This is a genomic window from Companilactobacillus keshanensis (assembly GCF_003946205.1).
In the GTDB taxonomy this organism is placed as follows: Bacteria; Bacillota; Bacilli; order Lactobacillales; family Lactobacillaceae; genus Companilactobacillus; species Companilactobacillus keshanensis.
This window is the reverse complement of the sequence record NZ_RHOS01000019.1, coordinates 1-12,383: the sequence shown is the minus strand read 5'-3', so window position 1 is coordinate 12,383 and position 12,383 is coordinate 1. Positions and strand designations below refer to the sequence as shown.

The window sequence follows — 12,383 nt, the reverse complement described above, 5'->3', positions numbered from 1 at the left end:
CTGAACTAATAGTAAGTGATCACGTACATTCTGCGTTAAAGATATCGAGAGTCGCCAATTGGCGGAACTTAGGTGGTAACGCGATAATTCGTCCTATGATTTTATAATCATAGGACTTTTTTATTGCACTCATAAATATTGGAGGAATTATATGTATAATCACAACGCTGTTGAAAAAAAATGGCAAAAGTATTGGAAAGAGAACCAAACCTTTAAAACTACTAATGACAAAAACAAGGATAATTTTTATGCACTAGATATGTTTCCATACCCATCAGGACAAGGTCTACACGTTGGACATCCTGAAGGTTATACGGCTACAGATATTTTAGCTCGTATGAAACGTGCTCAAGGATACAATGTTTTGCATCCAATGGGCTTTGATGCTTTTGGATTACCAGCAGAACAATATGCGATGGATACTGGTCATAATCCAGCAGACTTCACTGAAAAAAATATCAACAACTTTAAACGACAGATCAATTCACTTGGTTTTTCATATGATTGGGACCGTGAGGTTCAGACAACAGATCCTAAGTATTACAAGTGGACACAATGGATCTTTGAACAAATGTACAAAAAGGGTCTAGCATATGAAGCTGAGGTTCCAGTCAACTGGAGTCCTGATCTAGGAACAGTTGTTGCAAATGAGGAAGTTATTGATGGCAAGACTGAACGTGGTGGTTTTCCAGTTGTTAGAAAGCCAATGCGTCAATGGATGCTAAAGATCACTGCTTATGCTGATAGATTGCTTGATGACCTCGATTTGATAGACTGGCCAGAAAGTATCAAAGAAATGCAGCGTAATTGGATCGGTCGTTCGATCGGTGCTCATATCGATTTTCCAATCGATGGATATGATGATAAAAAGATTACTGTCTTTACAACACGTGCTGATACTGTATTTGGTGTTTCATATGTTGTTTTAGCACCTGAAAATGATTTAGTTGACGTTATTACAACTGATGAACAACGTGACGCTGTTGAAGCATATAAAGAGGAAGCATCCAGAAAATCAGATCTTGATAGAACTGATTTGAATCATGATAAGACAGGTACCTTCACAGGTGCCTATGCAATTAATCCTGTAAATGGCGAAAAGGTCCAAATTTGGATTTCTGATTATGTATTAGCAACATATGGAACCGGTGCTGTTATGGCCGTTCCTGCTCATGATGAACGTGATTATGCTTTTGCTAATAAATTTAATTTACCGATCAAGCCAGTTGTTGAAGGCGGGGATATTTCTAAAGAAGCCTTTGGTGGTGACGGTGCTCATATTAATTCTGATTTCTTAGATGGACTTCATCAAAAAGAGGCTATCGACAAGATGATCGAATTTCTTGAGGATAAAGGTTATGGTAAGAAATTTGTTAATTACAAGCTTCGTGACTGGTTATTCTCACGTCAAAGATACTGGGGTGAACCAATTCCTGTCATTCACTGGGAAGATGGAGAAACAACTCTAGTTCCAGAAGACGAATTACCATTAAAATTACCTGCTGAAGCTGATATTAAGCCTTCAGGTACCGGTGAATCACCACTTGCTAACTTGACTGACTGGGTAAATGTTGTTGATAAGAATGGCCGTAAAGGTCGTCGTGAAACTAACACAATGCCACAGTGGGCCGGCAGTTCATGGTACTACTTGAGGTATATTGATCCACACAATGATGAAAAATTAGCCGACTACGATCTATTGAAACAATGGTTGCCAGTTGACCTTTATATCGGTGGTGCAGAGCACGCCGTTCTTCACTTGCTATATGCAAGATTCTGGCACAAGGTATTATATGATTTGGGTGTTGTTCCAACTAAAGAACCTTTCCAAAAGTTATTTAACCAAGGTATGATCCTCGGTGATAATCATGAAAAAATGTCTAAATCAAAGGGTAATGTTGTTAACCCAGATGATGTTGTTGAGTCATATGGTGCTGATACTTTAAGAGTATATGAAATGTTCATGGGTCCTTTGGACGCATCGATTCCTTGGTCAGAGAATGGGCTTTCAGGAGCACACAAATTCTTGGATCGTGTTTGGAGATTGTTCATTAATGATGATGATTACAGCACTGTTAGAGAGGACTTCTTAACTGATAAGAACGACGGTAAATTAGATAAAGTTTATAATGAAACAGTTAAGAAAGTAACTGAAGATTTTGATCAATTACGCTTTAATACGGCTATCTCACAAATGATGGTTTTCGTTAATGAAGCTCATAAAGTTGATACAATGCCAAAGGCTTATGCTGAAGGATTTATCAAAATACTAGCTCCAATAGCTCCACATATGATGGAAGAATTATGGAACAAGTTAGGTCATAATGAGTCATTATCATACGCCTCATGGCCAAAATTTGATGAAAGCAAGTTAGTTTCTGATACTGTTGAAGTTATTATCCAAGTTAATGGTAAATTACGTGATAGAATCGAATTACCAGTTGATATGGACAAATCTGAGGTAGAGAAATTAGCTAAAACTGACGAGAAGATTCAGAAATTTGTTGAGGGTAAGAATATCGTTAAAGTTATTGTTATCCCTAACAAGATTGTTAATATCGTTGTTAAATAAAAATCTTAGGATAAAATTTTACGTCTGATCATTTAAATGTGATCAGGCGTTTTTTGTTATTTAAAATATTTTGATTTAATAAAACCCCTTAGTTGAGTTTCCACAACAAGGGGTTCGTTACTACTATTAAAATTAATGAAAAAAGCACAAAAAAATAGACAAGTGACCACACCTGTCTATCTCCCTATACAAAGTGACTGTGAAGGTCACCCATAAAAGCTGTATAGGACTATTGTAACAGTGATTTAACCAAATAGATAGAGTTATTTATGTTGATCATGCCATGACTTAATATAAGCCAGTCTTTGTTTAAAACGGATTTCTTTACCTTGCTCAGTGGGTACGTAATATTCGTGACCTTTAATTTCAGGTGGAGCAGTCTGCATGTCAGTTAATTTATCTTTTTCATCGTGGGCATATTGATAATTTTTACCATAGCCAACATCTTTCATCAACTTAGTAGGAGCATTGCGTATTTGTAAAGGAACGGCTAAATTTCCATATTCTTTAATATCCTTATGAGCCTTAGTTTTAGCTAAATAGACGGCATTCGATTTAGGAGCTAAGGATAAATATATAACAGCTTCGGTCAAGTGAACATCACATTCGGGCATTCCAATGAATTGGCAGGCTTGAAAGACATCAATTGTTAAGGATAAAGCGTGAGTGTCAGCTAATCCAATATCTTCGCTGGCAAATCTGACCAATCTTCTAGCAATATAAATCGGATCTTCGCCGCCATCTAGCATTCTATTTAACCAATAAATGGCCGCGTCAACGTCACTATTACGCATAGATTTATGCAAAGCTGAAATAATATTGTAGTGTTCCTCTCCGTGTTTGTCATACCGTAGCGATTTGGTTGTAATTGTCTGACTGAGAGTTTTTTGATTAATGGTGACAACGTTTTTATTCTTATCGCCATTTAAAACGGCCATTTCTAAAGTATTTAGCGCAACTCTAGCATCACCATTAGAGAATTCAGCAATGGTTTCAATGGAATCAGGGTCGATATTGACAGTAGAGTTAGGAAAAGCCGCTTCATTCTTTAGAGTATTATTTAAAAGATCAATCAAATCATCGGTGGTCAATTCCTTTAAAATAAAGACTTTACAGCGTGATAGTAATGCTGAATTAATTTCAAACGAAGGGTTCTCAGTTGTTGCTCCGATCAAAATAATGCTACCTTTTTCTACGAAAGGCAAAAAAGCATCTTGCTGTGCCTTATTAAAACGATGTATTTCATCTATAAAGACAATCGTCGTCTGACCGATCTCACGATTTAATTCGGCTTCTTCCATTATCTTTTTAATGTCTTTAATACCGCTGGTTACAGCACTAAAGGTGATAAAATTGGCCTCAGTTTTTGCAGCAATGATATGGGCCAACGTTGTTTTGCCAACACCAGGTGGGCCCCACAGAATGATCGAAGGTAATTTATCAGCATCAATTATTTCGCGTAGAATTTTTCCTTTGCCGATCAGATGATCTTGTCCAACGAATTCATCAAGGTTATCTGGACGAACCCTGTTAGCTAGTGGGGAGTTTTCGGTGTTGTTTGCTGAAAAAAGTGATCCTTGTTCCATATTTTTCTCCCTTTTGGTAATTTATTAATTATATTGTATAACATTGGAGAATTTGGTGGGTACAAACGCACTGAGAACGTCAAGTTTTTCTACTCAGCTACGACACCTAAAGAATGCAAAGGCTGCATAATTTAGGTACCTGGGCTATGCTCGAAGTTTAAACGCTGTTCTTAGTGCTCTTGCATTTTGTCTAATTTAAGAGTATTTTAAAGTTTCTGAGATTAGAATTTTGCTATAATTGAAGAGATGTTTTTAAGGTGGTGCAAAACTTGAACGAAAATAACAACCAGAATGGTGAAGAGATTATGCCGGTTATTAATCCTGAGTCTAATACTCAAGATACAATGCTTAAGGGTTCTGCTTGGATGACGGCTGGTAGTATTTTTTCACGTATTTTAGGTGCTATTTATATTATTCCTTGGATGGCCTGGATGGGTTCATCTTATCCTGCGGCTAATGCACTTTATGCTAAGGGGTATAATATTTATAGTCTTTTTATAATCATTTCTACTGCAGGTATTCCTGGAGCAATCTCTAAACAGATTTCCCATTACAATGCGCTAGATGAGTATTCTACTGGTAATAAATTATTTAAACAGGGTCTAAAAATAATGATCCTGATGGGAATAATCTTCGGTGCCGTAATGTACTTTGGCGCATCGTTTATGTCGGCAATATTTGCTGACGGCGATCCTAGAAGTGTACCAGTTATTCAATCATTAGCAATTGCAGTTCTGATCATTCCAATTTTGAGTATCCTTCGTGGTTACATGCAAGGATACTCCGATATGGCTCCATCGGCTATCTCACAATTTGTTGAACAAATAGCCCGTGTACTTTATATGTTAGCTGCTACGTACTTTATTATGAAAGTTCAAGGTGGCGGTTATATTTCAGCTGTTGTGCAATCTACATTTGGAGCATTTATTGGTGCTGGAGTTGGGATTGCCATACTATTAATAGCTTTTGCTAGAAAACTTCCAAAACTTAGAGCCTTATCCAGAAATGGAAAAGCACCGGAGAAGTTGAATAAAAATTTTACTAAAGAAATATTTGAACAAGCAATTCCCTTCATTATTCTAGGTGCTGGTATTACATTATTTAACTTGTTTGATCAGTCTACCTTTAATCAAATTATGAGAATGTTTGTTAAAGCAACGAATGCCCAATTGGATAATTACTACTCGCTGTTTGGATTCCAAGCTAATAAACTGATTATGATCATTGTTTCTCTATCCACAGCGATGTCTGTTACGGCCATTCCTATTTTGTCGGGACTTTTCTCAAAAGGTGTCAAAAAAGATATTGAAGATCAAATTTCTAATACTTTGGAACTCTTCTTCTTTATTATGATTCCCGCCTCGTTGGGAATGTATGCTGTATCACAACCATTGTGGACAACCTTTTATCGTTATGATCAATTAGGAATTTGGATGTTACAATTTTCATCCATCATCTCAATTTTATTAGGAATGTTTACCGTTTTGTCAGCAATCTTGCAGGCCCTGTATTGCAATAAATTAGCTATTCAATACTTTATAGTTGGTTTAATAGTTAAAATTGTTGTACAAGTACCAATGATCGGGTTCTTCCATGAATTCGGACCATTAGTTGCTACAAGTATTGGTATGGGAGTAGTTTGCTTCCTAATGATGCGTAAATTGCACAGTCTGTATCCATTCGATACTAATAGGATTTCTCGTCGTATCAGTGGAATCATTGTCTTTTCACTGGTCATGTTTATCGCTATTTTCTTCATTAATAGTGTAGCTTTCAAATTTATCGGTAATTCTGATCGTATTGTCAGTGTTGTGATTTTGATCATTGAAGCTATCGTTGGTTCTTTGATCTACGGATATTTAGTTTTGAAAACTAAATTGGCTGATAAAATCATGGGCGCCAGAGTAGGTAGAATCAGACGATTAGTGAAAATTAAATAAGACAGGCTTTTTTAATTAAAATTAATAGAGCCATTAATCGATTTCGATTAATGGCTCTATTTTTATTAATGCATGAAAACTGTACCTATTTTGTTAAATAATTTTTTTCTATGAGCAAATATAAGTACAAACTTTACTGATTTATGTATACTAAAAGTGAAGGATATTCCTAAATTATATTGAATATATTCAAATTGTTTATTTCAAAGTAGTTTGGGCAATATCTATAAACATAAATAAAGTAGAGAGGGTGCATATATAATGAAAATTGAACTTACAAGTGAAGCAAAAAGTAAATTACAATCATACGTTGACGCGGATAAGAAAATCATTCTTGATCTTGATGACGGGTTAGGTCGTTTTTCTGGTGAAGGTGACTGTGCCTTGATCACTAAATTTAGAATTATCGCAGTCAGTGATGATGAAGATCTATCTGATTATAAAATAACTTTAGATAGTGATTTAGGAAAAATCTATTACAAACAAAGTGCTGAAGACTTTCTCGATAATGGTCTAAAACTTGAAGTAAATCCTAAGACTCAACTTTTAGTATTCAAAAATGAAAATGAGATTATTGACAGCAGTGTCAATATTATTGATTATGACGTTGTTAAGGCGAATGCCTAGATTGGAACTCAAATGAAAATTGAAATAACAGATGAAGTAAAGCAAAAATTGAAGCCATATACTGATGCTGGTAAAATGATTTTACTGGATTTAGATAATGGCTTGGGACCATATTCAGCAGAAGGTAATTGAGCACTCGTTACAAAGTTTAGACTTATTGCAATTGACGCAAATGCATCTAGGTCCGACTATGAAATCACTTTGGATAGTGATATAGGTCCCATTTATTTTAAGAAGATAGCTGACGATTATATTCAAAAGGACATGAAATTAGAAGTAAATCGTAAGACACAGATGATTGTCTTTAAGAATGCACGTGAATTAGTTGACGGCGCCGTTAATATTATTGATTGGGATACCACTAATAATAAGACTACAAATTCAGGCGAATGCTAAAAAAACACTTCCAAAAGTTGGAAGTGTTTTTTGATTTTAGTCTGTTTTTAAAGGTATTTTTCTAAGAAATCACTGATTATATCAATGATTTCTGGTTGCCAATATCTGATATCCATATGTCCGGCATTCTTTAATTTATAGAAATCAGCCTTAGCATTATTTTTAATTAAAGTTTCATAAAGTCTTTCGCCATCTTCAACGGGAACAACAACATCTTTGTCACCATGAAAAATTAAAAATGGCACTGTTTTATCGTTAATATATGTTAATGGGTTAGCAGCCGCATCCAGTTCAGCGTTTTCTTCGGGTTCCGCGCCAAGTAGATTACGGTAAACAAAATCAAAATCGTTACTCAAACTTCCCTCTTTAGCAGTTAATGGATCAACCACGCCATACAGGGGAATAGCAATCTGAACGTCGCTCATAAATTCCAAATTGTCACCAATATCGAATTTATCAACGTCATTTGTGACACCAAGCATACTTGCCAAATGTCCTCCGGCCGATTCGCCCATGGCCACAAATCTTTCAGGATCAATTTGAAATTTGTAGGCATTTTTTCTCATGTAACGAATAGCAGCCTTCGCATCATTTAATTGACCAGGGAAGTTTATCTTATTACTGTCACGATATTCAACACTGACAATAACGTAACCCTTGTGTGCTAAGTCAACTAAGTTGGGTAGATGTATATTGTGATCAACGTCCATCCAGCCGCCACCAGCAAACCAAAAAATAACAGGATATTTGGTGTTCTCATCGTCAGTGGGGAAGTGGCGAATGACAGATAACTTCAAATCACGAGTAGAGTTTCCCAACCAACCAGGTACTTGTGCATAAGTGATGTCACTATCAAGCCAAAGTCCGTCACGTGTTATTGGAACTTCAATTTCTTTTTTCATTGCCCCGACTCCTAATAATTATTAATTTTGACTACAAGCAAATTCTTGCATAGTTTCAGGGATTTTACTAGCTAACTTTGTTGGTAAAACTACATAATCTTTTTGATAAATTTTATCAGCAATATGGCTGTGTAAGTACAATGCAGCGCTTACAGATTTTAGTGAATAACCAAATTGTCCAACGAATCCGGCGATGATCCCAGTCAAGGTATCTCCCATGCCACCGGTTGCCATACCAGGGTTTCCACTGATCAGTTGATAAATTTTTTCTTGGTAGTAAATTTCAGATAAATGTTTTTTGACAATTAATAAACTATTTGGTGCTAATGAGTTTATTTTTTCTAAATTATTTTTTGTGGTCTGATCAGGTATTTTTAAGCCCGATAAACGCTGCCATTCGCCTTGATGTGGGGTCAAAATTAAGTTTTTAATGGTCTTTAAATTAATATTTTTTTCAGAAACGACCGTTAAAGCAGATGCATCCATGATAATTATTTGTTCATCGATATTTTTAATAATAGTTTTTATCAAATGAAAGGTAGTTTCGGATGAACCTAATCCAGGTCCGATCACAATGACGTTGTTTTTTGAAATAGCATCCCTTAAATCATTTTCTTGGCGATAGTCGATCGTCATGGCCTCGGGAATATCAACGTTAATAGCTGTGAATTTTTCTGAGACAGTAGCAACAGTTACTAAACCAGCACCAGTATTAACCGCAGCACGGGCCGACATTAAAGCAGCCCCACCAAAATGAGTCGATCCGGCAATTATCAAGATTCGACCGTAATTTCCTTTGTATGAAATGTCAGGTCTCTTGTGGATTACTTCTGAAAGAATTGATTTATCAATTTTTTGCATTACAAGTTCTCCTTTTTGTAGTATCATTTATTATTGTAATCTTATTACAAAAGATATTGTATTAACTTTTGCCGCCGTGGCGGAATTGGCAGACGCGCAGTGTTCAGGTCGCTGTATGGTTTTCCATGTGCAAGTTCGACTCTTGTCGGCGGCATCTTTAGAACTAAAGAGAACGAAAGTTCGTATAAATTAAGATAGGAAAGCCGTTATATCGGTTTTCCTATTTTTTCTCGATAATTAAAAGATTTTTATAAATTTTGCGTAGTCATTGTTACATTTAGTTTTCATTTATTACATATTAACGTTTGGTCGTACCAATTTTGGTAAAATTGTAATGAAAATTAAATAGGGGGCTCTTTATGAAAAAGGGGAAAGTTTTACTATCGAGCGTAGTGGCAATACTACTAGGAGTATTGTTTATTTCGTTTGGTGGTTTAAATACTAAAGCTGATACAATCAACAGCTATATTTTAGGAAATAAGATTCAACCAGCGGAGATTCAATATCGTGAGGGTACATTTTCACATTGGTTTGGTTATGAAAATGGTGTTGGTAAGCCTGAGGGTGTCGTAGTTCACGAAACTGCTGACGCTAATGCTAGTGCTGAAAATGAGGTTTCATACTTTAATAATAATTGGCCAAGTTTGCAGACTTACGTGCACGCTTTTGTTGATGATAAAGAATCTATTAATATTCACAGTGCAGATTATGGTGTTTGGGGTGCTGGACATACCGCCAATTATAAATTCATTCAAGTTGAACTGTGTGAAGTTCATGATTATGATGCTTTTGCACGTTCACTGTCCAATGATGCATACTACATAGCCACACGTTTGATCCAATATAATTTGCCGGACATTCCTGGTCAAACTGTTGTTTCACATCATCAAGTAAGTAATACTTATAGAGAAACGAATCATTCTGATCCCGATGGTTACTTTGCAAAATGGGGCTATGACATGAATCAATTCAATGATTTGATCTCATATTATTACAATAACTTGAAAGACTCTGGTCTGATTTATGGAAGAGATAATAGTAATGTTCCTCAGACCACAGTACTTTCAGTTAATAATGAGAAAGCTATCTTTGTTCCTTTAGTTGCATTTGATGAATCTAATAATAAGACGGATATTCAAAATCGTGGTTTAGCAAATAATACTCCATGGCAATTTGACCAGCAAAAAGATTTTGACGGTCATGTATATTATCGTGTATCTACAAACGAATGGGTCATGGACAGTTACGTAACAAATCATTCATAAAATACTTTTAAACTAGTGAATTCTGATTTACTAGTTTTTTTATTGCCTAAAATGTATATTGGATGTAGGAGGTTGCGCCTATGTACAAGAGTAAATTAGAATTTGAAACCGTTGATATTACTACAATTAAATGTGACTGTATTGTAAATGCTGCCAATAGAACCCTTTTAGGTGGTGGCGGAGTCGATGGAGCAATTCATCGTGCCGCTGGCCCAGAACTATTGCAAGAGTGTCGAACTTTAAATGGTTGTAAAACAGGTCAAGCTAAGATAACTAACGGCTATGATCTACCTGCAAAATATGTTATTCATACAGTTGGTCCTGTTTATTCTGGAAGTGACAGTGATGTTTTGAATTTGACTAGTTGCTATCGAAATTCACTTGATTTAGCAAAAAATAGAAATCTTCATAGCATTGCTTTTTCTGCCATTTCAACTGGTGTCTATGGTTATCCGTTTGATGAAGCGGCTATGATCACGTTGGAAACTACTGCTCAATGGTTAGTAAATAGCCCTGATTATCAAATGGATATTTTATTAACATGTTTTGATGATAGAGTATATAAATCCTATGTGAATTATTTAAAAAACTATACCGGAAATAATGAATATTTAAAGAAAATTAGCTAGCTGATAATGGGTAGCTAATTTAAGCAATTAAATTGATTTTGAACGAATTTAGCCTATTATTCGTGTTGAGAAATCGTTATTTATTGCGCGTTGGCCGGTAAAAAGGATAAGATTATTTATATAATTTACCAGGAGGGGTATATGTCAAAATATTTAGATTTTTGGAAGAAGATGACCGTATTCAATGCGACCGCCACGAGAAGTCAGTATTGGATACCAACCATCGCAAACTACTTTTTGTTAGCAATTTATTATGCGCTGACAAATCAAACACAATATGTTGTTAATGGAACATATCATATGCATTTGACGCCTAATTCGATTATCTTTGTGATTGTCACGGCATTATTGTGGCTAGCCAATTTTACCGTTCGAGCACGAAGATTTCATGATATCAATAAAAGTAACTGGTGGATGTTAATTGAATTTGTTCCACTGATCGGTAGTATTTGGTTGTTCATTTTGATGTTAACGGCTTCAAAACCTAGCCGTTGGACTATCAATCAAGCAGATATTAATTAGATAGGAGATTATTGTATGTTAAAGGAATTTAAAGATTTTATTAGTCGTGGTAGTGTAATGGATCTGGCAGTTGGTGTTATCATGGGGGCTGCTTTTACATCGATCGTTCAATCTTTAGTAAGTAATTTAGTAAATCCTTTGATTGGATTGTTTTTGGGGAAAATCGATTTATCGAATCTAACCTTTGCGGTTGGGGATGCTACATTTAAATATGGTACTTTTATCGAATCGATAATCAATTTCTTGATTATCGCTTTAGTAGTATTCTTCTTAGTTAAGGCTATGAATAAGGTAATTAATAAACGTGAAGAAGAAGCAGATGTGGAATCAACTAAAGAGGATGAAATGATCGAATATCTTAAGAAGATTTCTGAATCACTTGATAAGAAATAATTATTGTTTTAATATTCGTCAAAAATTTCAAACAAATTAACCTTTTGTGGAACTTAGTCTTGTGCCAAATTGGCTCCGTTACTTAGACTTTTTGGCTAGTTTGTTCAATTAGAATATTTGTTTAAAGCATGATCTCAAAGGTATTGGGGATCATGCTTTTTATTTTTATGCCAAAATCATTTAGACGATCGGAGACATTTAAGCTTATTTCATTTTTTTATGCCATTAAATTAGCTGTTGCGTTAAAATTAAACAGACTAAAAATTGCTAGGGAGGGTAATTGATATGGAGACTGTCTTTATAGTTTTATTGTTGATTGCAGCGGTTGTTGGGGCTAATGCCATTTATTCACGTTTTGATTTAATACCAGTGGCATTTTTACAAATGGCTGGTGGATATGTTTTGTCATTCTTACCGATTTATAAACACTTTGAATTTGAGCCAGAGATTTTTTTATTGGTGATTATCTCTGTTCTGATGTTTAATGACGGGCAGAATACCAATATTAGAAAATTGATGCGTCAAATGGGAACGACGTTATCAATGTCAGTTGTTCTGGCTATTTTAACAGTACTAGTAGTGGGGACGATCACTCATCAATTGATCCCGCAATTTTTCTACCATTAGTCAAGGGAAACTTGATATTATAGTATTCTCTTCTTTTATATTTAAACATAGGTAAGAGTCAAA

11 protein-coding genes, 1 tRNA gene, 1 pseudogene and 1 other annotated feature (1 of these 14 running past the window's edge) are annotated in these 12,383 nt (G+C 35.3%); of the genes and pseudogenes, 10 read left to right on the top strand and 3 right to left on the bottom strand.

The window, feature by feature from the left end; translation table 11 throughout:
• Positions 1 to 99: a binding site (T-box leader), on the top strand; it begins 108 nt to the left of the window's first position.
• Between the two features lie 52 nt (positions 100 to 151).
• On the top strand, positions 152 to 2,572 hold the full coding sequence (gene leuS / locus EKM64_RS09360; protein ID WP_125677936.1) for a leucine--tRNA ligase: 2,421 nt from the start codon (positions 152 to 154) through the stop codon (positions 2,570 to 2,572).
• A gap of 263 nt (positions 2,573 to 2,835) precedes the next feature.
• On the opposite strand, the gene EKM64_RS09355 is transcribed toward leuS, so the two are convergent.
• Complete coding sequence (locus tag EKM64_RS09355; RefSeq protein ID WP_125677934.1) at positions 2,836 to 4,158, bottom strand: replication-associated recombination protein A; 1,323 nt, start codon at positions 4,156 to 4,158, stop codon at positions 2,836 to 2,838.
• A gap of 305 nt (positions 4,159 to 4,463) precedes the next feature.
• Between EKM64_RS09355 and EKM64_RS09350 the strand changes: the two genes are divergently transcribed.
• The 3 genes and pseudogenes from EKM64_RS09350 (at position 4,464) to EKM64_RS11560 (ending at position 7,121) form a co-directional block, all read left to right on the top strand.
• Positions 4,464 to 6,098: a putative polysaccharide biosynthesis protein gene (locus EKM64_RS09350; protein ID WP_125677998.1), complete on the top strand. Its 1,635-nt coding sequence runs from the start codon at positions 4,464 to 4,466 to the stop codon at positions 6,096 to 6,098.
• Positions 6,099 to 6,359: 261 nt separating this feature from the next.
• Positions 6,360 to 6,725: an iron-sulfur cluster biosynthesis family protein gene (locus tag EKM64_RS09345; RefSeq protein WP_125677932.1), complete on the top strand. Its 366-nt coding sequence runs from the start codon at positions 6,360 to 6,362 to the stop codon at positions 6,723 to 6,725.
• A gap of 12 nt (positions 6,726 to 6,737) precedes the next feature.
• A pseudogene (locus EKM64_RS11560) lies at positions 6,738 to 7,121 on the top strand (iron-sulfur cluster biosynthesis family protein).
• Positions 7,122 to 7,168: 47 nt separating this feature from the next.
• Here the strand turns inward: EKM64_RS11560 and EKM64_RS09330 are convergent.
• Positions 7,169 to 8,023, bottom strand: a complete 855-nt coding sequence (locus EKM64_RS09330) for an alpha/beta hydrolase (RefSeq protein WP_125677926.1) — start codon at positions 8,021 to 8,023, stop codon at positions 7,169 to 7,171.
• A 21-nt stretch (positions 8,024 to 8,044) separates the two neighbouring features.
• On the bottom strand, positions 8,045 to 8,884 hold the full coding sequence (locus EKM64_RS09325) for an NAD(P)H-hydrate dehydratase (protein WP_125677924.1): 840 nt from the start codon (positions 8,882 to 8,884) through the stop codon (positions 8,045 to 8,047).
• 70 nt (positions 8,885 to 8,954) lie between these two features.
• Here EKM64_RS09325 and EKM64_RS09320 point away from each other — a divergent pair.
• From EKM64_RS09320 to EKM64_RS09295, 6 genes are all read left to right on the top strand, one after another.
• Positions 8,955 to 9,038: transfer RNA gene (locus EKM64_RS09320), tRNA-Leu, on the top strand.
• 205 nt (positions 9,039 to 9,243) lie between these two features.
• Positions 9,244 to 10,149: a peptidoglycan recognition protein family protein gene (locus EKM64_RS09315; protein ID WP_125677922.1), complete on the top strand. Its 906-nt coding sequence runs from the start codon at positions 9,244 to 9,246 to the stop codon at positions 10,147 to 10,149.
• A gap of 80 nt (positions 10,150 to 10,229) precedes the next feature.
• A complete protein-coding gene (locus tag EKM64_RS09310; protein WP_125677920.1) occupies positions 10,230 to 10,778 on the top strand; it encodes an O-acetyl-ADP-ribose deacetylase in 549 nt (182 codons plus the stop codon).
• 141 nt (positions 10,779 to 10,919) lie between these two features.
• Positions 10,920 to 11,300 carry a DUF805 domain-containing protein gene (locus tag EKM64_RS09305; protein ID WP_125677918.1) on the top strand — a complete coding sequence of 127 codons (381 nt, stop codon included), beginning with the start codon at positions 10,920 to 10,922 and terminating at the stop codon, positions 11,298 to 11,300.
• A gap of 15 nt (positions 11,301 to 11,315) precedes the next feature.
• Complete coding sequence (gene mscL, locus EKM64_RS09300; RefSeq protein ID WP_125677916.1) at positions 11,316 to 11,693, top strand: large-conductance mechanosensitive channel protein MscL; 378 nt, start codon at positions 11,316 to 11,318, stop codon at positions 11,691 to 11,693.
• 285 nt (positions 11,694 to 11,978) lie between these two features.
• Positions 11,979 to 12,320 (top strand): cation:proton antiporter domain-containing protein, encoded by a 342-nt coding sequence (locus EKM64_RS09295; protein WP_125677913.1) that lies wholly within the window; start codon positions 11,979 to 11,981, stop codon positions 12,318 to 12,320.
• The last annotated feature ends 63 nt before the right edge of the window (positions 12,321 to 12,383 follow it).